Origin of the sequence: Paraburkholderia sp. 32, assembly GCF_050435345.1 — a bacterium.
Classification (GTDB): Bacteria; Pseudomonadota; Gammaproteobacteria; order Burkholderiales; family Burkholderiaceae; genus Paraburkholderia; species Paraburkholderia tuberum.
Genome location: NZ_JBNDKD010000003.1, coordinates 2,794,100 through 2,815,248 on the forward strand (window position 1 = coordinate 2,794,100; position 21,149 = coordinate 2,815,248).

At 61.9% G+C, this 21,149-nt stretch carries 20 protein-coding genes, 1 tRNA gene and 2 pseudogenes; 6 read left to right on the plus strand and 17 right to left on the minus strand.

What is annotated here, in order from left to right:
* Window positions 1–174: 174 nt before the first annotated feature.
* Window positions 175–809, plus strand: a pseudogene (gene rsmD, locus OKW26_RS35785) (16S rRNA (guanine(966)-N(2))-methyltransferase RsmD).
* 100 nt (window positions 810–909) lie between these two features.
* A complete protein-coding gene (gene coaD / locus OKW26_RS35790) occupies window positions 910–1,425 on the plus strand; it encodes a pantetheine-phosphate adenylyltransferase (RefSeq protein ID WP_429356560.1) in 516 nt (171 codons plus the stop codon).
* 486 nt (window positions 1,426–1,911) lie between these two features.
* On the opposite strand, the gene OKW26_RS35795 is transcribed toward coaD, so the two are convergent.
* Window positions 1,912–2,259 (minus strand): winged helix-turn-helix domain-containing protein, encoded by a 348-nt coding sequence (locus tag OKW26_RS35795; RefSeq protein ID WP_184062495.1) that lies wholly within the window; start codon window positions 2,257–2,259, stop codon window positions 1,912–1,914.
* Between the two features lie 1,147 nt (window positions 2,260–3,406).
* On the opposite strand from OKW26_RS35795, the gene OKW26_RS35800 reads away from it, so the two are divergent.
* Window positions 3,407–4,105, plus strand: a complete 699-nt coding sequence (locus tag OKW26_RS35800; RefSeq protein WP_429356561.1) for a hypothetical protein — start codon at window positions 3,407–3,409, stop codon at window positions 4,103–4,105.
* 33 nt (window positions 4,106–4,138) lie between these two features.
* Window positions 4,139–4,396: a YfhL family 4Fe-4S dicluster ferredoxin gene (locus OKW26_RS35805; RefSeq protein ID WP_184062491.1), complete on the plus strand. Its 258-nt coding sequence runs from the start codon at window positions 4,139–4,141 to the stop codon at window positions 4,394–4,396.
* 78 nt (window positions 4,397–4,474) lie between these two features.
* Here the strand turns inward: OKW26_RS35805 and hisC are convergent, their stop codons facing one another.
* From hisC to OKW26_RS35845, 8 genes and pseudogenes are all read right to left on the minus strand, one after another.
* A complete protein-coding gene (hisC, locus tag OKW26_RS35810) occupies window positions 4,475–5,554 on the minus strand; it encodes a histidinol-phosphate transaminase (protein WP_429356562.1) in 1,080 nt (359 codons plus the stop codon).
* Window positions 5,555–5,604: 50 nt separating this feature from the next.
* Window positions 5,605–6,210 carry an aminoacyl-tRNA hydrolase gene (pth, locus tag OKW26_RS35815; RefSeq protein ID WP_090802935.1) on the minus strand — a complete coding sequence of 202 codons (606 nt, stop codon included), beginning with the start codon at window positions 6,208–6,210 and terminating at the stop codon, window positions 5,605–5,607.
* Between the two features lie 148 nt (window positions 6,211–6,358).
* Window positions 6,359–6,976, minus strand: a complete 618-nt coding sequence (locus OKW26_RS35820; protein ID WP_184062487.1) for a 50S ribosomal protein L25/general stress protein Ctc — start codon at window positions 6,974–6,976, stop codon at window positions 6,359–6,361.
* Between the two features lie 163 nt (window positions 6,977–7,139).
* A complete protein-coding gene (locus OKW26_RS35825; protein ID WP_008921698.1) occupies window positions 7,140–8,096 on the minus strand; it encodes a ribose-phosphate pyrophosphokinase in 957 nt (318 codons plus the stop codon).
* A gap of 62 nt (window positions 8,097–8,158) precedes the next feature.
* A tRNA-Gln gene (locus tag OKW26_RS35830) sits at window positions 8,159–8,235 on the minus strand.
* 52 nt (window positions 8,236–8,287) lie between these two features.
* Complete coding sequence (ispE, locus tag OKW26_RS35835) at window positions 8,288–9,169, minus strand: 4-(cytidine 5'-diphospho)-2-C-methyl-D-erythritol kinase (RefSeq protein WP_429356563.1); 882 nt, start codon at window positions 9,167–9,169, stop codon at window positions 8,288–8,290.
* Between the two features lie 89 nt (window positions 9,170–9,258).
* Window positions 9,259–9,891, minus strand: a complete 633-nt coding sequence (gene lolB / locus OKW26_RS35840) for a lipoprotein insertase outer membrane protein LolB (RefSeq protein WP_090802938.1) — start codon at window positions 9,889–9,891, stop codon at window positions 9,259–9,261.
* A pseudogene (locus OKW26_RS35845) lies at window positions 9,891–11,733 on the minus strand (tetratricopeptide repeat protein). The gene lolB and the pseudogene OKW26_RS35845 overlap by 1 nt, the downstream one beginning before the upstream one ends.
* A gap of 87 nt (window positions 11,734–11,820) precedes the next feature.
* Between OKW26_RS35845 and mutM the strand changes: the two are divergent.
* Window positions 11,821–12,651, plus strand: coding sequence for a bifunctional DNA-formamidopyrimidine glycosylase/DNA-(apurinic or apyrimidinic site) lyase (gene mutM, locus OKW26_RS35850; RefSeq protein ID WP_184026933.1), 831 nt, complete (start codon window positions 11,821–11,823; stop codon window positions 12,649–12,651).
* Window positions 12,652–12,658: 7 nt separating this feature from the next.
* On the plus strand, window positions 12,659–13,792 hold the full coding sequence (mutY, locus tag OKW26_RS35855) for an A/G-specific adenine glycosylase (protein ID WP_429356564.1): 1,134 nt from the start codon (window positions 12,659–12,661) through the stop codon (window positions 13,790–13,792).
* 68 nt (window positions 13,793–13,860) lie between these two features.
* Here the strand turns inward: mutY and OKW26_RS35860 are convergent, their stop codons facing one another.
* The 8 genes from OKW26_RS35860 to lptA all read right to left on the minus strand — a co-directional run bounded on the left by OKW26_RS35860 (window position 13,861) and on the right by lptA (window position 21,138).
* Window positions 13,861–14,496, minus strand: coding sequence for an LON peptidase substrate-binding domain-containing protein (locus tag OKW26_RS35860; protein ID WP_090802941.1), 636 nt, complete (start codon window positions 14,494–14,496; stop codon window positions 13,861–13,863).
* A gap of 39 nt (window positions 14,497–14,535) precedes the next feature.
* Window positions 14,536–15,429: an RNase adapter RapZ gene (gene rapZ, locus OKW26_RS35865; RefSeq protein ID WP_041734268.1), complete on the minus strand. Its 894-nt coding sequence runs from the start codon at window positions 15,427–15,429 to the stop codon at window positions 14,536–14,538.
* Between the two features lie 98 nt (window positions 15,430–15,527).
* Complete coding sequence (gene hprK / locus OKW26_RS35870; RefSeq protein WP_008921706.1) at window positions 15,528–16,496, minus strand: HPr(Ser) kinase/phosphatase; 969 nt, start codon at window positions 16,494–16,496, stop codon at window positions 15,528–15,530.
* Between the two features lie 80 nt (window positions 16,497–16,576).
* On the minus strand, window positions 16,577–17,092 hold the full coding sequence (locus tag OKW26_RS35875; protein ID WP_184026940.1) for a PTS sugar transporter subunit IIA: 516 nt from the start codon (window positions 17,090–17,092) through the stop codon (window positions 16,577–16,579).
* A 342-nt stretch (window positions 17,093–17,434) separates the two neighbouring features.
* Entirely contained in the window at window positions 17,435–17,791 is a 357-nt protein-coding gene (hpf, locus tag OKW26_RS35880; RefSeq protein WP_027199628.1) for a ribosome hibernation-promoting factor, HPF/YfiA family, read from the minus strand.
* A gap of 170 nt (window positions 17,792–17,961) precedes the next feature.
* Window positions 17,962–19,479, minus strand: coding sequence for an RNA polymerase factor sigma-54 (locus OKW26_RS35885; RefSeq protein ID WP_184062763.1), 1,518 nt, complete (start codon window positions 19,477–19,479; stop codon window positions 17,962–17,964).
* Window positions 19,480–19,672: 193 nt separating this feature from the next.
* Window positions 19,673–20,449: an LPS export ABC transporter ATP-binding protein gene (gene lptB, locus OKW26_RS35890; RefSeq protein WP_090805577.1), complete on the minus strand. Its 777-nt coding sequence runs from the start codon at window positions 20,447–20,449 to the stop codon at window positions 19,673–19,675.
* A gap of 17 nt (window positions 20,450–20,466) precedes the next feature.
* The gene (gene lptA / locus OKW26_RS35895; protein ID WP_184062477.1) at window positions 20,467–21,138 is read right to left on the minus strand and encodes a lipopolysaccharide transport periplasmic protein LptA; all 672 of its coding nucleotides are present in this window, start codon (window positions 21,136–21,138) and stop codon (window positions 20,467–20,469) included.
* Window positions 21,139–21,149: the final 11 nt, after the last annotated feature.

Sequence of the window (21,149 nt, forward strand, 5' to 3'; positions counted from 1 at the left end):
CGAAAAGGCGGGGCGCTGGCAGCCGCACATTTTATCAGGCGTGCTGCGGCGCGTCGTATTGGCCGCTCGGCCAGGCTGGACGCGCGCCACCCCTGTGGTAACGTGAGCGCTCCGGCCCGCGCGCATCGACGCCGCGGGCGTGTTCATCACCTAGCTGAAACTGCACGATACTGCATGCCTCGTTTAGCACCTTCACGCGCCGCTGGCGCTTCGTCCAAAAGTGGCAAACCGCATGCCATTCGCATCATCGGCGGCGACTGGAAACGCACGCCGCTGCCCGTGCTCGATCTGGACGGCTTGCGCCCGACGCCCGACCGCGTCCGCGAAACGCTGTTCAACTGGCTCGGCCAGCGTCTGGACGGCCAGCACTGCCTCGATCTGTTTGCTGGTAGTGGGGCGCTCGGCTTCGAGGCCGCCTCTTCTCCTCCATCTCGTCGTCGCGCGGCGCCGCTCGCGTGCTGATGGTGGAGCGTCATGCGCGCGCTGCCGGCCAGTTGCGCGCAAACCAGCAGCGGCTCGATGCACGCATGATCGAAATCGCCGAGGCGGACGGCCTGCGTCTTGCGGCGAGTCTCGCGCCAGGCTCATTCGACGTAGTGTTCCTCGATCCGCCGTTCGATGCCGACCTGCTCGGCAAGGCGCTCGCGGTGGCCGTGCCGCTCGTGCGCGCCGACGGCTATCTTTATGTCGAGGCCGGCGAAGCGCTCGAACCGGCCGCTCACGAGCCGCTGTCAGGCTGGGAACTCGTTCGGCAGGGCAAAGCGGGCGCTGTGCACTTTCATTTGCTGCAGCGCGAAAATAAGGAATAATGCGCGTTCCAAAAAAGGGCCGGGCGGTTTATCGTCATCCGCGCCGGTGCGAAATGCGTCGCCCGGACGTGCCCTTTTGTCTGAAGAGAGGAGAAGTCTCATGGTAGTCGCCGTGTACCCGGGCACGTTCGACCCGCTGACGCGCGGTCACGAAGACCTCGTTCGGCGCGCGTCGAGCATTTTCGACACGCTGGTGGTGGGTGTGGCCGACAGCCGTGCCAAGAAGCCGTTTTTCACTCTCCAGGAGCGCCTCGCGATTGCGCATGAGGTGCTTGGCCACTATCCGAACGTCCAGGTGATGAGCTTCAAGGGACTGCTGAAGGACTTCGTGCGGACCAACAACGCGCGGGTGATCGTCAGGGGGCTGCGCGCGGTGTCGGACTTCGAGTACGAGTTCCAGATGGCGGGCATGAACCGTTATCTGCTACCCGACGTCGAGACGATGTTCATGACGCCGTCCGATCAGTATCAGTTCATCTCGGGCACGATCGTGCGCGAGATCGCGCAATTGGGCGGCGACGTCAGCAAGTTCGTGTTCCCGTCCGTCGAAAAATGGCTGAAGGAGAAGGTCGCTTCGCTGGATCCGCAGGACGGCGCTCAGGGGACCTGCGCCTGAGTCGCGCGAATGCCGGTTTTGACGGATCAAGACCGGCCAGGCCTCGGTGATCGGCGCCAGGTGCATCGGTCGGCTGTTCCAAGTAATGTTGGCGAGCCGTATTGGCGGCGAACGTCAATCCTGTCGTTATGCACGGGCATCGGTGTATTCGATGGTTCGCGCAAGCTGCGATGTCAATGATGATGCGAAGAACAAGAATTGTCTCTTCATCGCAAACGGGGCGTTCATCAATAGTCACGCCGGCTTGTCAGGTTCCTACGGAACCCTATCCGGAAAACGTCACGGGCGTGGGCAATCGATATACCTTTGTCCAATTCGCCGAGTATGAACTGACGAAGCGCACCAGTACGGTACGATGGATTTCAACAGGGTGACAGGTGCCGCATACGTGGAATTGCTGGAGCGGAGCAACTAGACGGGCATTGCAAGAGGAATGAGGAGTTTTTCCTAACCGGATAGTGCCGGCTTAACCGAAGCAGAACAATGTCAGCTTCCCTTCGCAGCTTTCGTGAACGCCTCGGCAAGTTTGTCGAAGTGCCGGAGGGCCGCGGGCGTCAGCTCGACCTGTTTGCGGCGAGCGTCTTCGGTGTCGTTGAGCAGGAGCCAGCCCTTTTCGCGCATTGACGTGATACGGGCATGCAAGGTAGCCGGCGACCCCAGCGCACTTTGGGCCATCATGTCTCGAACCGACAGGCGTTCGTTCTTTTGCCTCATGCGAGCAACGAACTCCAGGATCTTTTCTTCGAGCGGATCGAGCGCGGGAAGTGCGGGAAGACCTCGCAGTGCTTCGGTCAATTGAAGAAATCGAAGATAGATATCAGCAGGGCGGCTCATGACCATCGCTCCAACGAAAACGCCGCTCACCCGAGCGCGGAAAGCGAACCTTGATGCCCTGCGACAACCGGGCTTCTCTATTTTATCTCCATGTCCAGCTTACGTTTGGGTGTGCTCCCGGTCGCGGGCACGGCCATCGCGTTCGCGCTGTCGCTCTGGATCGACCAGGAAGTCTTCACGCACATCGAGTTCCACGCGAACCATTTCTCTCAGGTTTGGCCGTTACAAAAACTATAACGATAAAGTCGCGCGTTGCCAAGGTTCGTGGGGGTGATCGACTCGAGCCGTCGCTGGAGGACGATTGGCTGCTTTCCGAAGGCGGATTCAACCGGTCGATGCAAAACCAGGATCGTCGATCAAGTGGCGAAGGCTGTAGGGCGCTACGTGCTCGTAGAGGATCGGCCAATCTACCGCGAGTAGCGGAATCGTTGGGTCTTTCCGACACCAGTACGCAACAAACCGCGCCCAGCCCCCGAGAAACATTCCGTTGCCAGAACTCAGCAGACACGGAGGGCGAGCGACAGGCGGAACCAGCATCCGCGGCATTCCCGCCGCCAGGGTTTCAAGGGCGTCCGACGATTCGTGTGACGCCAGCAGACTGTCCTCGGTATCAGACAGGTATCGACGTACTTCTTCTGCGACGCATGTGCTGCGAAGTTCCAGGTAAGAGGCGCGGACTTCATCAAGTACTGAAGTGGGCACACACGAATAATTGGAGCCACCCAGCCTTTCCAAAGCAGCGCGCCTGACGAAGTCAGGAAGCGCCCCCAACCTTGTTTCGCAGCCGAGCAACGCATCTTGAAAGACGGGATAGCACGCGAGCCATGCAGCAGGCGGGCGGCCTACTGGTCGGCGTGCCGATAGCCACCGGTTCGTCCGGATAGCGCGTTCCGTTCCAGCCTGTTCTCTCAGATTCATCGCTATAAAAAGCATATCAATATGGACGCGGCTCTGCATGCTTGTCGAGCCGGGCATAAAGCTATACATGGGTTTTCGGTCGCGTCGCGCAGAACTTGAGGGCCTCGCGAAATTTTTTCCGTGAGCGTCACGATATCTGTGACCGAAAGCCTGCTACTTGTGCTCGCGGAACGCCATATGGGCACGCTATGATGCATTCGGCAAAAGCAACCGAGGATGGCTCACCGCAATGTCTAGCTTACGTTTGCATTTTTGGTCGATCGTTGGGACCCTGATCGCGTTCCTGGCGTCGCTGTGGATCAATCAGGAGGTGTTTACGCACACGTCTTTCGTGCGAGGCGTCAACTGGATTTTCCTGCCGTCTGGTGTTCGGCTTCTCAGCACGTTGCTGGTTGGATTCGATGGTGCACTCGGCTTGCTGCTTGCCGGACTGATTACAGACTTTCTGTACTGGTTTCCGCATGACCCGGTGCGTGCAATAGCAGGCGCTTTGCTTGGGTCACTGGCACCGTATCTGGTCTACAGGTTTGCGCTCGAGTATTTCGATCTGCGCGCATCGCTGACGAACCTGACGCCGAAGCGGCTGCTTGTTCTGGCTGTCGCCTATTCGGGAGCAAATACGCTGTTTCACCACCTGTGGTTCGCGCTGGCCGGTACGACGAAGAACTGGTTCGAAAGCTTCTTCACGATGTTTGTGGGTGATCTGGCCGGCGCGCTAATCATTCTGTATGTGATGAAGGCACTGCTGGCCTTGTTGCCGAAACAGCCCGGCAATTCCCGCGTGTCGAATGGCATGTTCAGCATCCAGTTGGCGTTGAACAGCGCATATGCCAACCAGTTTGCGACGAAGGCTACCTGGCCGAGAAGCGCAGCCGTCCATGATCCTGGCGTGGGATTGCACGGCCGTGCGGGGGCGAAAAAGCTATAATGTATTGTTTTCTCTAGCAAAGTTGGTGGCGGCATGGCCCTGATGATTACCGACGAGTGCATCAATTGCGACGTCTGCGAGCCCGAGTGCCCGAACGACGCGATTTCGATGGGCCCGGAAATCTATGTGATCGACCCGAAGAAGTGCACCGAGTGCGTCGGTCATTTCGACGAGCCGCAATGCGTTCAGGTGTGTCCGGTCGAGTGCATTCCGCGTGACCCGAACCACCTGGAAACGCCCGAAGGTTTGATGGCGAAATATCACGCGTTGCAGGCCGCCAAGGGCACCTGACGTTCGCGGGAGACGCGCAAAAGAAAACGGCGAAGGCCTGCGGGCCTTCGCCGTTTTCTTTTGGGGGCGGCGTTTCCGTTATCCGACGTAAGCGCTGAAAATGCCGCGCAAAGCGTCGAGCAGTATGTCGCATTCGGCGTCGGTGCCGACCGAGATCCGCAAATGCTGGTCGATGCGCGGCGCGTTGAAATGCCGCACGAAAATTTCCTTTTGCCGCAGCCGCGACGCGAGCGTCGCCGCGTCGTACCCCCCATGCCGCGCGAACAGCAGATTCGCCGCCGATGGCACCACCTCGAAGCCGAGCGCGGTCAATTCCGCCGCAAGCCGTTCGCGGCTCGCGATCACCTTCGCGCAGCATTCGCGAAACCACGCGTCGTCTTCGTAGGCGGCGGTGGCCGCGACTTGCGCGAGGCGGTCGAGCGGGTACGAATTGAAGCTGTCCTTCACGCGATTGAGCGCATCGATCAACGCAGGATCGCCGAACGCAAAGCCGACGCGCATGCCGGCGAGCGAACGCGACTTCGACACGGTCTGCACGACGAGCAGATTCGGATAGCGCGCGATCAGCGCAATCGCCGACTCGGCGCCGAAGTCGACATACGCTTCGTCAATCACCACGACCGAATCAGGATGGCTCGCGACGAGGCGTTCGATTTCCGCGAGCGGCAGCGGCCGGCCGGTCGGCGCGTTCGGATTCGGAAACAGGATGCCGCTGTTGGGCACCGTGTAGTCGTCGACGTCGATCGCGAAGCTGTCGTCGAGGGGGATGGTCCGGTAGTCGACCTCGAACAGCTTCGCGTAGGTCGGATAGAAGCTGTAAGTGATGTCGGGAAACAGCAGCGGCTTGTCGTGCTTGAGCAAGGCCTGGAACGTTAGCGCGAGTACCTCGTCCGAGCCGTTGCCCGCGAACACCTGCTCGGCGCGGATGCCGCGATACGCGGCGACCGTTTCGCGCAGCTTGCGTGCGCTCGGATCGGGATAGCGGCGCAGTGCGTCGGCCGTGTCGCCGAGCTCGCGGCGGATCGCGTCTAGCACGCGCGGCGACGGCGGATACGGATTCTCGTTGGTATTCAGCTTCACCGGATGCGCGAGCGCGGGCTGCTCGCCCGGCACGTACGGCGTCAGACGGTGAACGATGTCGCTCCAGTAGCGGCTCAAGCGATTCTCCTTGCGGGGCCGATTGCGGGTGTCGATGAGTGTGGCGCGCGTCAGCTGTTGTTGCGATGCAGTTGCATCATTGCGCGTTCGAGCTCGCCCTTGATGATCTGCGGCATCACCGCGAGCGCGCGTTCGATCGACGCGTCGATGACCTCCTGCTCTTCTCGCCGCGGCGGCTTCAGCACATAGTTCGCGACGTCCGGCTTCGCGCCGGCGCGCGCGCTTTCGGGAATCAGATCGCGCGGATGGCCGATGCCGATCCGCAGCCGCCAGTATTGCTGCGACGACAGATGCGCGCTGATGTCCTTCAGCCCATTATGCCCGCCGCTGCCGCCGCCGAGCTTCAGCTTGACGCTGCCGGGTGGCATGTCGAGCTCGTCGTGCGCGACGAGGATCTCGTCGGGAAGAATCTTGAAGAATTGCGCGAGCGCGACGACCGATTGACCAGAGCGGTTCATGTAGGTTTGCGGCTCGAGCAGATGCACTTCCTCGCCATGCAACCGCGCTTTCGCGTAAAAGCCGTGAAAGCGCCGCTCGTCGCGCAGCGCGGTGCCGGCCTCGCGCGCGAGTTGATCGACCAGCCAGCAGCCGGCGTTGTGACGCGTCGCGGTGTATTCGGCGCCCGGATTGCCGAGCCCGACGATCAGCTTGATCATGATTGCGTGAGTCCACCAAGTCAGGAAGTGAAACGTACCGGACTAGAAAAGCCGAAAAAAAACCCGCCAGGGCGAACCTCGGCGGGTCACATCGACCGTTTCATAGGAAACGGATCGAGAGGATTGCTTGCTTCGAACCAGAAGGCTCTTAAGCAGCCGGCGTTTCGCCACCTTCAGCAGCAGCAGCGTCTTCAGCGATTGCGCCAGCCGGGATCGTTGCAGCAGCGACCACCGGGTTTTCCGCGTCGACGTGGGCCACGAGCGCCACACCTGCCGGCAACGGGATGTCCTTCGCGTGAACCGATTGACCTGCTTCGATCTTCGCGAGGTCGACTTCGATGAACTCCGGCAGTGCCGATGGCAAGCACTCGATTTCGATTTCGTTGAGGATGTGCGAAATCACCGCGCTCGACAGCTTCACTGCCGGGTTGGTTTCCTGGTTCAAGAAGTGCAGCGGCACCTTGGTGTGCAGCTTCTTCGTCGCGTCGACGCGCTGGAAGTCCACGTGCAGCACGAGCTGACGGAACGGGTGGTATTGCACGTCGCGCAGCAGAACCTGTTGCGACTTGTCTGCCACTTCCAGATCGAGGATCGACGAGTGGAAAACTTCTTTCTTCAGCGCGTGCCACAGGGCGTTGTGATCGAGTTCGATCAGTTGCGTGTCAGCACCGGCGCCATAAACGATACCCGGGGTCTTGCCCGAGTTACGCAGGCGGCGGCTCGCACCCGTACCTTGCAGGGAACGCTCGAAAGCGACTACTTTCATGTTGAATCTCCAATGCACTGCCCGCGACCAGGCAGTAAAAACAGGGCCTCGAAGCCGTAATGGCTGAGGCCCAGGATAGCGGCAAGAACCTTCGTTCGTTCATGCCGATTGTGCAAAAACGCCGCGTGTCGCATGAAGCGGTACCCGGTGTCTTCGCAAATGCTTAACTCTCAGCGAACAGCGACATCACCGAATCGCCGCGGCGGATGCGCGAGAACGTTTCGGCGAGCAAACCGGCGCTCGTCAGCGAACGGATCTTCGCGCACGAACGGGCTTCTTCGCCGAGCGGAATCGTGTCCGTGACAACGAGTTCGTCGAGTGCGGAAGCGGCGATACGCTCACCCGCGCCGCCCGACAGAACCGGGTGGGTGGCGTACGCGAATACCTGCTTCGCGCCGCGTTCCTTCAGAACCTGCGCGGCCTTGCACAGCGTGCCAGCCGTGTCGACCATGTCGTCCATGATCACGCAGGTGCGGCCTTCGACTTCACCGATGATGTTCATCACTTCAGCGACGTTCGCCTTCGGGCGACGCTTGTCGATGATCGCGAGATCGCAATTGAGTTGCTTCGCCAATGCACGGGCGCGGACCACACCGCCGACGTCCGGCGAAACTACCATCAGGTTGTCGTAGTTCTGCTTGCGCAGATCCCCGAGCAGCACGGGCGTTGCGTAGATGTTGTCGACCGGGATGTCGAAGAAGCCTTGAATCTGGTCGGCGTGCAGATCCATCGTGATGATCCGCTCGACGCCGGCGATTTCCAGCATGTTCGCCACGACCTTAGCCGAGATGGCGACGCGCGCCGAACGCGGGCGACGATCCTGACGGGCATAACCGAAGTAGGGGATGGCTGCGGTGATCCGGCCTGCGGATGCGCGCTTGAGCGCATCGACCATGATCATCAGTTCCATCAGATTGTCGTTAGTCGGTGCGCACGTGGATTGCAGGACGAAGACATCCTTGCCGCGCACGTTTTCCTGAATCTCGACTTGGATTTCACCGTCCGAGAAACGGCTAACCATTGCTTTGCCGAGGGGAATACCGAGGTTTTTGACGACTTCCTGTGCAAGCGCGGGATTTGCGTTGCCAGTAAAAACCATCAGGCCGTCATGGCTGCTCATCGTGCACCTACTTCAGGCTGGGGGCGGGAGAAATGCGAACTACAGCGAACTACGAGAATTTTTGGCAGGGGAGAAAGGATTCGAACCTTTGCATGCCGGAATCAAAATCCGGTGCCTTAACCAGCTTGGCGACTCCCCTACACTAACTTTGAGCTCCGCCGAACGTGGAGTTTCGTTCGACGATGCAAAATTTATGACGCGAAAGCAAAGAGTGGATGCTGATCCAAGCCCGCTGCTACTGCACTGTTCCACTCGCCGGGCAGTTTGGCTTGCGCCGCTTCTGCTTCAGCTTTGCTACGGAACGCTGCAAAAACGCTGGCACCCGATCCGGACATCCGCGCTGGCGCGATGCTTTCAAACCACCGCAACACTTGCGCTACTTCCGCGTACTTTCCTACGACAACTTGCTGCATGTCATTCCGGCCGAAGCTTTCTGGCCATTCAGTATTGCAGCTGTGTTCTGCAGGAAAGTCCGTAATTTTGAGGGGCTTTGTATCTCTTGTCAACGCTTTTTCGGAAAAAATCGCTGCAGTCGGAACCTGCACCCTCGGCGTCACTACCAGGAAGTGACGCGGCGGCAATTGTACAACGTCCAATGATTCTCCGACACCCTCTGCAAACGCATTTTTTCCAAATACGAAGAAAGGCACGTCCGCGCCGAGTTTCAACGCAAGATCCTGCAACTCCTGACGTGGCAGATCGAGCTTCCACAGGCGATTGAGCGCGAGCAGCGTCGTCGCCGCATCGGAACTGCCGCCGCCGAGGCCCGCGCCCATCGGCAGGCGCTTGTCGATTTCGATATCAACGCCTTCGCGGGAGCCCGTATGTACCTTCAGCAACGTCGCGGCGCGTACGGTCAGGTCATGCTCGGGTGGCACGTCGGCGATTTCGGTGCGGCGCGTGATGAGACCGTCGTCGCGTCGCGTGAAGTGCAGCGTGTCGCCCCAGTCAAGCAACTGGAAGACCGTCTGCAGCGTGTGATAACCATCCGGCCGACGGCCAGTGATGTGCAGGAAGAGATTGAGTTTCGCTGGCGCGAGACAGTCGCGCAGCGAATTGGTTGTTTCGATCATGAGTGAAGGCTACATGCGCCACGGCGGCGCCAAACGGGTAGCAAGGTTACGTGAGCGGATGCTGGGACAAAAGGCCAAGCAAGAACGACTCACTGATCCAGCACGAGCTTGATGTCGAGTGGCGGCTCCGAGCGGCTCAGATTGAGGCGCTTCACGCCGGTGGCTGGTGCATCGGCATAGGCCACATAGTCGATCGTCCAGCCGTCCTGGGTGATCTGCTTCAGGCGCGACGGTTGCTCCGGATCCTTCTCGGTCTTCGCGCGCGAAGTCGGCGCCGGCGACGGTTGCAGCCAGTAGCGCAACCCTTCGACCGGCAGCGTGAAGCCGAGCGCGTTCTGCATCAGCGTCGACACGTTATCGGCGGTGAGCGGCTGGCGGTTCGGCAATTCGAGCGTGGCCGAAGCCGGCGACGAAGTCACGATGGCCAGCGTCTGGCCAAGCGGATTGCGCAACTGCAGCGTGACGGTGTCGCCCGTTTCCTGCCACGAGAAATTGCCGTAAGCGTTGCGCTGCTGGCCGTTCTGATCGTTGTATTGGATCGCGAAGCGGCCCTGATACGAGCGGCTCGTCTGCGCGGTGACTTCGGTGGCGGCGTTCGACGTGGACGGCCCTTGCGGCTTCACCGACGCGCAGCCGGCCAGCGCGACAACCGCCGCCGCCGCGAAACCAACCGCGCTGCCGCGAGGCGCCCTGGAAAAAGAAATCAAACGGGAAAGACGCATCAAAGATTGTTTACCTGAAGACGTTGCAACGTTTTGACGAGAGTCTCGTTGTCGGGTTCGAGCTTGCGAGCCTCGCGAAACGCGGCGCGCGCCTGTTCCTGCTCGCCGGCCTTCCACAGCACTTCGCCGAGGTGCGCGCCGATTTCCGCGTTCGGCTGGAGGCTGTATGCCTTGCGCAGCAGCTTGATCGCATCGGCCGTGTCACCCATCCGGTACTTGACCCAGCCGACGCTGTCCATGATGAACGCATCGTTCGGTGCGAGCGCCGAGGCCTTCTCGACCAGCTTGTCCGCCTCTGGCAGGCGCTGGTTGCGATCTGCGAGCGAATAGCCGAGCGCGTTATACGCCTGCGGATTGTCCGGTTGCGTCTGGATCAGCTTGCGCAGCTGCGCTTCCATGATGTCGTAATGGCCGGTTTTCTCGGCGGCCATCGCGTAGTCGTAGGTGAGGTCGGGGTCGTCGGGAAAGTTCGCCGTGGCTTGCTGCAGACGCGCTTCGGCCTCCGGGTAGCGCTTCGCGTCGAACAGGATCGCCGCATCGGTGCGCGCGATCAGCGCCACATCACGCGGATCGGAGGTCTGCAAGTTGGAGAGCAACTGGCGCGCCTCCTCGGTCTTGCCCTGTTTCGCGAGCAGTTGCGCGCCGGTAATCTGCGCGGCCAGGTATTGTTGACTCGCTGGCGAGATCTTGTTCAGCCAGTCGCTCGCGGCCGCCTCATTCTTCTGTTCGAGCGCTAGCTGCGCGAGGTAGATGTAGGCCTGGCCCGCATCGGCACCCGGCGTCTTCTCGGCCTGCTGCGCGTACTGCACCAGATACGTCTGCGCTTCGGGGAGATTCTTCTGCTGGATCTTGATCAGCGCGAGCGCCATCAACGGTGTCAAGTCGTTGGGGTTTGCCTTGCGCATGAGTTCGAACTGCTTCTGCGCGTCGTCGAGACGGTCGCTGGCAAGATACATCTGCGCCAGCGCGAGCCGTGCGTCATGCGATTTCGGATTCTGCTGCACGTACTTTTCGAGCGACGCGATGCCTTCCTTGCGCTCCTCCGGGACCCATTTGCGACAGCATCAACGCCGCCGGCAGATAGTCGGGCTTGATCGTGAGCGCCTGCTCGAGCGACTTGTGCGCGCCCGGCGCGTCGTCGGCCAGCAGCTGCTGACGCGCGAGGGCCAATTGCGCCTCCGGCCGGTTCATGTCGTTCTTCAGCAGGTCCTGCAACACGTGCAGGCCACCGACGCGGTTCGGGCCGCGCGACAACAGCAGTTGCAGCGCGAGGATCGCGCTGCCGCGATTTTCCTCGGGTACCTTCGCCAGTTCTTGCGACAGGATTTGCGACGCATCGTCGGGCTTGCCAGACAGCACGAGCAGCGACGCGTCGAGCTGGGCGGCGCGTTCCGAACTCGGCGCGTACTGTTGCCACAGTTGCGCGGCGGCGAGCGCGTCCGACGGGCTCTGCGCCGCCAGCGCTATTTCGGTGGCGCGTTGCGCCATGCGCGGGTCGTGAGTGTCGCGCGCGAGCGCGAGGTAGGTCTGATAGGCCGGTGCCGGCTGGTCGCGCTGCAGCGCGATCTCGGCGGCCAGCACCTGGAAGACGATCTGGCTCGACAGGGGTACGCCGGGAAGCGACTTTTCGTCTTCAGGTGTTGCCGGACCCAGCGGGTCCGGCATCGTGACCGACGTGTCGTCGGAATCCGGCGACGGGTCCTGCGCATGCGCGGGCACGGCGGCCAGCGCCCACAATCCGAGCGCGGCCGCACCGAGCATCCGGCGAGCGGACACGGCGAGCGGCACCTTGGACACGCGCGCGCGGCGCTTTGATAGCAGCTTCACGAAGGACACGTTCATGGAAATCCGTTCAATGTTTCAGTCGATTGTAACGCGCTCGCTACAATACGCGCACAACCACTCACGCAAGTAGCAGACCAATCAGCCATGCCAGAGTTGCCAGAAGTCGAGGTTACCCGACGGGGGATCGAACCGTATGTGTCCGGGCGCAAGGTTGAGCGCGTCGACGTGCGGACGGCCGCGCTGCGCTGGCCAATTCCGGCCGACCTTGCGAAAACCTTGCGCGGCCACGTGGTGCGCAAAGTCGAGCGACGCGGCAAGTATTTGCTGTTCGAAATCGACGCTGGGTGGTTCATCGTCCACCTCGGCATGACGGGCACGTTGCGCGTTCTGCGTCATGTGCCGCATCCGCCTGCCGCGGCGAAGCACGATCATGTCGACTGGATCTTCGACGACTTTATCCTGCGCTATCGTGATCCCCGCCGCTTCGGCGCGGTGCTATGGCATCCGCGCGAAGCAGGCGACATCCTCGAACATCCGCTGCTCGCGAGCCTTGGCGTCGAGCCTTTCTCGCCGGCTTTTTCGGGCGCGCTGATGCATCGGTTGACGCGCGGGCGCAAGGTGTCGGTGAAGCAGGCGCTGCTGGCGGGGGACATCGTGGTCGGCGTGGGCAATATCTACGCGTCGGAGAGTCTGTTTCGCGCGGGCATCCGGCCGACCACCGCGGCGGGCCGCGTGTCGCTCGTGCGTTATGAACTGCTGGCCGATGCCGTGCGCGTGACGCTCGCCGCCGCGATCGACAAGGGCGGCAGCACGCTGCGCGATTTCGTCGGCAGCGACGGCGAAAGCGGCTATTTTCAGCTCGACTACTTCGTCTATGATCGCGCGGGCCTGCCATGCCGCGTGTGTGGAACGCCAATCAAACAGATCGTGCAGGGGCAACGCTCCACGTACTTCTGTCCCACTTGCCAGCGCTAGATTCTCGATGCCTTCCCGCCTGACCCCAACGACCGGCGCGCGCTCCAGCGCGTTCGACTCCACGCCCGCGTTTGCGCCGATGCCCGAGTTTTCCGCGCGGCTGATCGCGTGGCAGCGCCAGCACGGCCGCCACGATCTGCCGTGGCAGAACACGCGCGATCCGTATCGCATCTGGCTGTCCGAGATCATGCTGCAGCAGACCCAGGTGTCGACGGTGATTCCGTACTACGCGAAATTTCTCGCGCGTTTCCCGGATGTCGCCGCGCTCGCCGCCGCGCCGTCCGATGACGTGATGGCGCTGTGGGCCGGCCTCGGCTACTACACGCGCGCGCGCAATCTGCATCGCTGCGCGCAGGTCGTCGTCGAGCAGCATGGCGGCGCGTTTCCCGCGTTGGTCGATGAGCTCGCCGAGTTGCCCGGCATTGGCCGCTCGACGGCCGCGGCGATCGCGTCGTTCGCGTTCGGCGCGCGCGCGACGATTCTCGACGGCAACGTGAAGCGCGTGCTCGCGCGCGTATTCGGCGTCGAAGGCTTTCCGGGCGAGAAGAAAGTCGAGAACGCAATGTGGACGCTCGCGGAATCACTGCTGCCGTCGAATGCGTCGAACGCGGAGGTCAGCGGGTACACGCAGGGCTTGATGGATCTCGGCGCGACATTGTGCGTGCGCGGCAAACCCCATTGCACACGCTGTCCGTTCGCGCCGGACTGCGTTGCCAACGTCACCGGACGTCAACGTGAATTGCCGACCGCGCGCCCGAAGAAAGCGGTGCCGACACGCCGTACGTGGATGCTGGTGCTGCGCGACGGCAATGCGGTGATGCTCGAGCGGCGTCCGCCGTCGGGCATCTGGGGTGGTCTGTGGAGTCTGCCCGAAGCTGCCGACGAAGCATCGCTGGCCGAGCGGGCGCGCGCGTTCGGCGGCGACGGCGAAGTGTCCGCGCTCGCGTCGTTCTCACACGTATTCACGCATTTCAAGCTCGATATCGAACCGCGGCTTGCGGAGTTCGATCGCGGTGTCGGCGCCCTGGCCGCGCTCAACGATGCGGACACCGCATGGGTTGCGCTCAGCGATCTGGATTCGTTCGGCGTGCCGGCGCCGGTGCGCAAGCTGCTCGCCAGTCTGCATGGTTCGTTGCTCTAGCGGAAGGGATCGGAGGTGCTGTGCGGGCGACTTGGGTCCGGCGCGGCAGCCTTCACGACTTCAGGATTTCACAGCAACTGATGCTGTTGCATGTAGTGATGCACGACGTCGATGCGCGCGCCGGCATCGGTTAATTCCATCAGCTTTTGCCGTGCGCGCAACGCGATTGGCAGCACCTCGGCGAGACGGTTCGACACCCACGACGGATCGTCGAGCCGGAACGGCTCGGCGAACGGTAGGCTGTCCGGATCGCGTTCGCGGATCGTTGCGATGATCCGCTCGAGCACTTCCGCGCACGCGCCGAATTTGGCCAATAGCTCATTGCCCTCGAGCGGGAGATCATCGGCGAGCGGCTCGGCCATGCCGACCAGCAGACCGCTCGCTTCGACGCGATGCGATAACAGACGAAAGCGCGTCGTGCCGCGCGCGCGAATCAGCAGCATGCCGAATGCATCGACGTCGCACTCGTCGATTTCGGCGAGACAGCCGATCGTTTCGGGTACCGAAGGTTCTTCCTCGCGCGCGACTTCCGCGCCGCTTTTCAGCATGCAAACGCCGAACGGTGTTTTTTCGCGCAGACAGTCGCGCGCCATGTCGAGGTAGCGCGCTTCGAAGATTTTGAGCGGCAGCAAGCCATCGGGAAATAGCACCGTATGCAGCGGAAACAGCGGCAAATCGGCGTACACAGTAGGCGTAGAGGACATGGCGCAACGCTTCGGGTTAAGGCCGCGCGATGCGGCCGGTTAAGCCACCAGCTTCGATGATTCGCCGACGTCGACCGGCGCATCGCGGTGCCGCACAATCACATTCGCCGATGTTGCGAGACGCGCGGCAAGCGTCTCCGCGATGAATACCGAGCGGTGCTGGCCGCCCGTGCAACCGATTGCGACGGTCAGGTAGCTGCGATTGTCGTCGCGGAAATGCGGCAGCCACTTGGACAGATACTTCTCGATGTCGTCGATCATCTCGTGGACGACCGGCTGCGCATCGAGAAAATCCATGACCGGTTTGTCGAGGCCGGTGAGCGGCCTCAATTCATGATCGTAGTATGGGTTCGGCAGCGTGCGTACGTCGAATACGAAATCCGCGTCGAGCGGTACGCCGCGCTTGAAGCCGAACGACTCGAACATCAGCACGAGCCCCGCGTCCTCCTGTTCGATGAAGCGCTTGACCCATGCGCGCAGCACGTTCGCGCGCAGATTGCTCGTATCGATCTGATGGCCGAATTCGGCAAGTCCCGCGACCAGTTCGCGCTCGCGTTCGATCGCCTCGGCGAGCGACGTGAGCAGGCCAACGTCCGCGTCGTGCGCGGGCGAGCCGGACAGCGGATGACGGCGACGCGTTTCGGAAAAACGTTGAATCAGCGACTGCGTGCTCGCACTCAGGAACAGCACGCGCACGTCGTGCGAGCGCTTGAGGTCGCGGATCATCGCGGGCATTTCGTCGAGCGACGAACCGGAGCGCGCGTCGATCGCGACCGCGAGACGATCCTGGCCGTCCGCGGCGAGGTAGGTGGCGAGTTGCTGCAGGAAACGCGGCGGCAGATTATCGACGCAGTAATAACCCGCGTCTTCGAGCGCGTTCAGGGCAACCGATTTGCCGGAGCCGGAGATACCGGTGATCAGGATTATGCGCATGGAGTCGTCGAAAGCGTAGATTTCATCATAGCATCTGGCCTCCATGCGCGTGCCCGCGGCCTGCCTTCTGCGGGCGCTTCATGGCGCTGTGGCGCGCTTCAGATCAGCTTGCCGGGAAACTGGCTATCGGGATCCTGCATGGCGAGACGTTGCCGATCCATGAAATCGCGCAGCGTGTCGATACCGCGCAGTTGCAGAATCGTGTTGCGCACGGCCGCTTCGACCAGCACCGCGAGGTTGCGGCCGGCGGCCACCTGGATCGTCACCTTGCTGATCGGTAGGCCGAGCACGTCGACGGTCTGGCTTTCCAGCGGCAGCCGCTGGAATTCGCCGTCGGGGCGGCGCACCAGTTGCACGATCAGCTTCAGTTTCATTTTGCGGCGCACCGCCGTTTCGCCGAAGATCGTCTTGATGTCGAGCAGACCGAGGCCGCGAACTTCGAGCAGGTTCTGCAGCAGCGGCGGACAGCGTCCTTCGACGAAGTCCGGGCCGAGGCGCACGAAATCGACAGCGTCGTCGGCGACGAGACCGTGGCCTCGGCTGATCAGTTCGAGGCCGAGCTCGCTCTTGCCGAGGCCCGAGTCGCCGGTCAGCAACACGCCCATGCCGAGGATGTCGAGAAACACGCCGTGCAGCGTCGCGCGCGGCGCGAGAATGCGCGACATGTAAAGACGCAGACTATCGATCACCGCGGCCGCCGAGGTCGGCGTCGTGAACAGCGGCGTCGACGAGCGCGTGCAGCGCAGCACCAGCTCCGGCGGCGCCGCGACTCCGCCCGCGACGACGAGAAACGGCGGCTCCAGCGCGATCAACTCGGCCATGTGGCGCGAGCGGTCTTCGTCGGTCTGACGTTTGTAGTAGTCGATTTCAGCGTCGCCGAGCACCTGGATCCGGTTGGGGTGGATCAGGTTCAGGTGGCCGACGAGGTCGGCGCTCGACGTGGCATTGGCGACCGATTCCGAAGAAAAGCCGCGCTCCCAGCCTTCATGCCCCGTGAGCCAGCTGAGCTTCAGCATGGCGGCGTTGTCGTCGAAAATGCTTTGGGCGTTGATGCTGGACGTATCCATGAGTCAGTGACTCCAGTGTGAGCCGCTTGCCGGGTCTTTGCTGCGTGTGCGGGCGCGTATGAACTACCGCCGCCGTTGCATCAAGGTTGCCACTGAGTAAGCAGGCGATGCAACGATTCGCGTTCTTCTTCAGTGTGCAGCCGCTCGCGGGCGTCGCGATCGGACAGCAATTGCGCGATCTCGGAGAGAATTTCGAGGTGCTGTTGAGTGGCCTGTTCGGGGACAAGCAGGAAGATCAGCAGCGAGACCGGCTGGCCGTCCGGCGCTTCAAAGGGGATCGGTTCGGCGAGTCTGACGAATGCGGCGAGCGGTTGCTTGAGGCCCTTGATCCGCCCATGCGGGATCGCGACGCCTTCGCCGAGCCCGGTCGAGCCGAGTCGTTCTCGCGCAAAAAGATTGTCTGTGACGGTACTGCGGGCGATGCCGTTCTGGTTCTCGAAGATCAGGCCCGCTTGCTCGAACACGCGTTTCTTGCTGGTGACCGATAGTCCGATGACGACGTTCTCGAGGGGAAGAAATTTGGCTAAACGATTCATTTTGACAGGCGAAAACGTGGCCTGAGTTCTCCCCACCGGGGCGGTTGAGTGACGTTCCATTCGTTCGATGCTGGCGAAGACGGACGCTCAGAGTCGATCGCGAAAGCGTTAGATTTCGATCGGCCGTACTTCATCAGAGCTGGCTTGACCCCGATGGTAACTGGAACATTATAGAACAGGGTGACGGCCGATGGTGCGGCGCGCCATCTATGCATATCAGGTTTTTCAGCGCTTGCGCCGCGGCACGTGTCGCGCTGCGCAAACCTCTGCGGGAATGGTTGGGATCGGCCTCGGCGAGACGCACCGGCGGTGAGCGGGAACCGGGGCGCTGAAACGAAAAACCGCCCGGTCGCGGGCGGCTCGACGAGTTCAAGGGAATTGAGGAATTTCCTCTAATTTCTCCTATTGCGGCGGCACGTCCAGTTGCGGCGCCGGCTGATACTTGATCGCTTCGTGCTGATGGCCTTGCAGACGATCCTTGTGGCGTATCACCTGCCTGTCGAGCTTGTCGATCATCAGATCGATTGCAGCGTACAAATCGCTGTCACAACTCTCGACGAAGATATCCTTACCCTTCAGATGGAGGTTGATTTCCACCTTTTGACGCTTGTCCTTTTCCTTATGGTTGTCGACCGAGAGGACCACACTGCCGTCGATGACCTGATCGAAATGTCTTAGCACCCTGTCCAGTTTGGTGATCACGTATTCGCGCAACGCAGGCGTTACTTCGAGGTGGTGTCCACTGATCTTGAGATTCATAGTGCTTCTCCAAGCTAATGGCCGCTTGGTCCGCACAATGACAAAGGTCCGGTCGATCTGACGGCTTGCCTGTGTCGCCCCCCGGTGACGGACATCTGGCAGGTCGCAGCGGCCGGCCTGTCCGCCAGGTGCGGAGCGGCCGGTAAATGCCCGCTGCAAAACGCGGCGGGCTACAGAGACTTGCGCAGGTTGACTGCCGGGATTTTGAGCGCCTCACGGTATTTCGCAACGGTACGCCGTGCGACCACGAAGCCCTGTTCCGCCAGCAGTTCGGCTATGCGACTGTCTGAAAGTGGCGATTTCGGGTTTTCCGCTCCTATCAGTTGTTTGATCAGCGCGCGAATGGCCGTGGAGGAGGCCGCGCCGCCGGTGTCCGTCGAAACGTGTGAGCCGAAAAAGTACTTGAATTCCAGCGTCCCGAATGGGGTCAGCATGTATTTGCCGGTTGTCACACGCGAGACAGTCGACTCGTGTAGGCCCAGCGTATCAGCTATTTCCCGCAAAACCAAGGGGCGCATGGCAATTTCGCCGTGCACAAAAAAGCTCTTTTGACGCTCGACAATTGCCTGCGCAACCCGCAGGATCGTCTCGAAACGCTGCTGGATATTTTTGATCAGCCAGCGTGCTTCCTGCAGTTGCTGGCGCAACGAACCACTGCCCGGATCGCCGCGGTTATTGCGCAGAATATTCGCGTATAGATGGTTAATCCGCAGCTTCGGCACTACCTCGGGATTCAGCTCCGCCAGCCAGCCCTGTGCCGTTTTGCGCACCATGATGTCGGGCACCACGTAGTCCGCTTCGGCCTTGCCGTAGGCCGCGCCCGGAAATGGTTCGAGCGAGCGGATCAGCACATGCGCGTCGCGCAGATCGTCGTCGCTGGCCTTAAGGTGCTTGCGCAGCCGCGTGAAATCGCGCGCGGCGAGCAGTTCCAGGTAATGGCTGACAATGTCTAGCGCAAGCGTGCGCGTGGGCGATGGCTCGAGCCGCAGCAACTGCAGCTTCAGACATTCGGACGCGGAGCGCGCGCCGACACCCGATGGGTCGAAGCTATGCAGCAGCGCAAGCGCGGCGTTCAGTTCGTCGACGTCGACTTCGAGTTCTTCGGGCAGGTCAGCCAGCACTTCTTCGAGCGTGGCGGCGAGATAGCCGTCGTCGTCCAGCGATTCGATCAGGAACGTGATGAGCGCGCGGTCGCGCTGGCTCGCCTGGGTGACGCGCAGTTGCGTCATCAGGTGGTCGCGCAGCGACGTGCTCGATTCGTGGATTTGCAGCGGGGGCAGGTCGTCGTCGTCCGACGCGTTGCCGGAGCGGCCGTAGTCGTCCAGGTTCCACTGCGAGGTATCGCCGCCGCCGTCGCCCGAAAGGCCATTGTATTCGTCGACACCCTGCGGCTCGCCGCTTTCGGCTCGCTCGCCGTTGCCCTCGGACGATGCCGAACCGTTGCCGGCCATCGGATCGGCCGGCGTCGAGGAGCCCGGTGTCTGGGCGATCACGGAACCGTCGGATGCCACCCGCAACGGGCTCGCGATCCACTCGTCTTCGTTTTCGAGGAGAGGATTCTGCGAGATCGCCATGGCGACTTCTTGCTGCAGTTCGAGCGTCGACAACTGAAGCAGCCGGATGGACTGTTGCAGTTGCGGCGTGAGCGCAAGATGCTGCGATAGGCGGAGTTGGAGGCTGGCTTTCATGGCAAGTTGAGATTCATTGTAGAGAGTTTGCCACGACCGCGATACCTTGCGGCACTCGCAATTTTTGGGTACGCCCAATTTGGCGCGCCGCGCGGCGCCACCCTGCGCCGCCTGACAACGAATGTGCGGGTGCCGCAAAAATGGCGCCGCGGCCGGCCGCGCGCGCTCGCTTGGCCGGGGACGCCGTACGTGCTTACATGCGGAAGTGCTCGCCCAGATAGACGCGCCGCACGCTTTCGTTTTCGATGATGTCGCTAGGCGCGCCGGCGGCCAGCACGCTGCCGTCGCTGATGATGTACGCGTGATCGCAGATACCTAGCGTTTCGCGCACGTTGTGGTCGGTGATCAGGACGCCGATATTGCGCTGCTTCAAGAACTTGACGATTTTCTGGATTTCCAGCACCGCGATCGGGTCGACGCCGGCGAACGGTTCGTCGAGCAGAATGAAGCTCGGATTGGTTGCCAGCGCGCGCGCAATTTCAACCCGACGACGCTCGCCGCCCGACAGCGACAGCGCCGGATTTTCACGCAGATGCGCGATCTGAAGCTCGTCGAGCAGCGCTTCGGTGCGTGACGTGATCACGTCTTTGCCGAGGCGCTTGCCGTTTTCGTCGTGCTGCAATTCCAGCACCGCGCGAATATTCTGCTCGACGCTCAACTTACGGAACACCGACGCTTCCTGCGGCAGATATGACAGGCCGAGCGATGCGCGTTTGTGAATGGGCAGCAGGCTGATCGACTTGCCGTCCAGATCGATTTCGCCGGCATCGAGCGGCACGAGGCCGACGATCATGTAGAACGACGTGGTCTTGCCGGCGCCGTTCGGGCCGAGCAGGCCGACCACTTCGCCGCTCTTCACGTCGAGCGACACGTCCTTGACGACCGTGCGCGAGCCATAGCGCTTCTTCAGATTGCGCACGACCAGCGAACTGCTGGTGCCGGCCGGCTTCCGATGGGGGAGGGGCGCGATGGTGCTGCTCATGGTGCTCACTGGTTCGGCGCTCCCTGGATCGAGTTGGACGGCGTGAGCGTGGCCGACGCGCCGGTCAGCGGCGCGGCGCCGGCGTTGCGCGGCGACAGCATCGCGCGCACGCGGCCGGTCGGGTTGCCCGGACCTGCGACGTCCTTGCCTGACTTCGCGGTGTAGAAGTCGTTCTGGCCGTCGTAGGTGATCACGCTACCGTGCACCTGGTCGAGCAGCGTCGTCATGCTCTGCAGGCGGCGCACCGTCGCGTTGGTGGTCAGCGTGGTCAGATCCTGCTTGCCGTCGTAGTCGATACGGATCGCCGTGCCCTCGATGTATTCGTCGAGCCCTTCGCGCTTCTGGCGGAAATACGACAGATTGCCGCCGCTCGAGGTGCCGGTCGCGAATTGGTAGCCCTGCGGGTCTTGCGACACTTCGACGCGATCGGCCTTGATCAGGATCGTCCCTTTGGTGGCCACCACGTGGCCGGTGAAGATGCTGACCTGCCGCAGGTCGTCGTAAGTCATGTTGTCCGCTTCGATGTTCAGCGGCTTGTCTTTGTCGGCGCGGTCCGCGTGCGCAAGCGGCGCGAAGCCGACGAGCGGCAGCGCGACGACGAGCGCAGCAAGTGCGGCGCGGCACGCGGACAGCGCGCGCGAACGGCCGGTATCAAAACGGGGGTGCGATTCGTTCATGCAGTCACGCC